The following is a 1,346-nucleotide window of genomic DNA, read 5'->3' as shown; positions in this document are numbered from 1 at the left end:
AGACGACTCGATGGGCGACTGATTCGTAGAGGCGCTCGGCTGGAATGCGGCAAAGCCGCGTCCTACCGAGGACAAAATCGGGGATTCCTCAGGGTCACCGGCTTTTTTGCTGAAATCGGTGCGTGGAAGATGCCGTTTGTGAGGTCAAGTCAAGCGTTGGCTCATTGTGACGAGCAGCCTCCCAACGCTCGTGCGGTCGACGAGACAGTTTCAGGACTTTTGCCGCGCAAGGATGACGGTATTCCCTGGGGAAGGGGAGTGAGCTCCGATCTCTCCGCGCTCGTCTACGGCGATGCTCTCGTCGGTCTGCTCTCTCCAAGCCCTCACGCGGCGCATGGCCAGGTCGATAAGCTGCGCTCACACGGCAATGACGATCAGCGCGCGGTCGTGGGGCGCGGACGCACCGTGCCGAGCCCACCGTCGACACCGAAGACCTGGCCGGTCACCCAGCCGCTCTCCGGCCCCAGCAGCCACGCCATGAGTGGCGCCACGTCGTCCGGCTCGCCGATGCGGCCCAGGGCGTGCATGTCGGCCGAGGTCTTCTCGGCGGCTGGGCTCGCGGTGAGGCGCTTTGTGAGCGGAGTGCGCACCAGGCCTGGGGCGACTGCGTTGAAGCGGATGCCTTGGGCCGCGTAGGTCGCTGCTGCCGACAGGGTGAGGCCGATGACGCCGGCCTTGGCCGCCGCAACGGCTTCGTGGTTGGCGAAGCCCGTGCGTGCTGCGGCCGACGATACCAGTACCACGCTGCCCCCTGAGGCGCGCAGCGCAGTGGCTGCTGCGCGCACCACGGCGAAGGCGGAGCCCAGGTTGACACGCAGCACCTCTTCATAGTCGTCGGCCGAGGTTAGATGGGCTGGTTTGAGCACTACCGACCCCACACAGTTCGCCACGCCGTCGAGGCCGTCCATGGCCTCGGCAGCTTGTTTCACGCAGGCTTCCACCGCGTCGAACGATGTGGCGTCGACCAGGGCCCACGGGGCGTTGAGCTCGGTGGCCGCTGCCGACAACGTGGCTTCGTTGCGGCCGGCCAGGAAGACGGTGTCGCCCTGGGAGACAAGGCGACGGGCGACGGCGAGGCCAATGGCTCCCGAGCCGCCGAAGATGAGGTGGCGCATGGCAGGTTCTCTCCTGGGGGGATGAGGGTGGATTCATCTGTGCGGTTGAGAACTCCTTGTGCCATCAGAGCGCGCTATTCACCCGCTTCACGGCCAGATTTCACCGTTGTTGAGCTCAATTGCGCTCAAGTCGCCGTTGTTGAGCTCCATTGGGCTCAAGTCGCCGTTGTTGAGCGCAATTGTGCTCAAGTCGCCGTTGTTGAGCGCAATTGTGCTCAAGTCGCCGTTGTT

Annotated in this window: 1 protein-coding gene; it reads right to left on the bottom strand. The window is 64.9% G+C overall.

Annotation, left to right across the window (positions count from 1 at the left end):
• Positions 1 to 374: 374 nt before the first annotated feature.
• Complete coding sequence (locus tag EB084_25645) at positions 375 to 1,115, bottom strand: SDR family oxidoreductase (GenBank protein NDD31647.1); 741 nt, start codon at positions 1,113 to 1,115, stop codon at positions 375 to 377.
• Positions 1,116 to 1,346 lie beyond the last annotated feature (231 nt).

Source organism: Pseudomonadota bacterium, from assembly GCA_010028905.1.
In the GTDB taxonomy this organism is placed as follows: Bacteria; Vulcanimicrobiota; Xenobia; order RGZZ01; family RGZZ01; genus RGZZ01.
The sequence above is the reverse complement of the archived record's forward strand: the minus strand, read 5'-3'. Positions and strand labels throughout refer to the sequence as shown.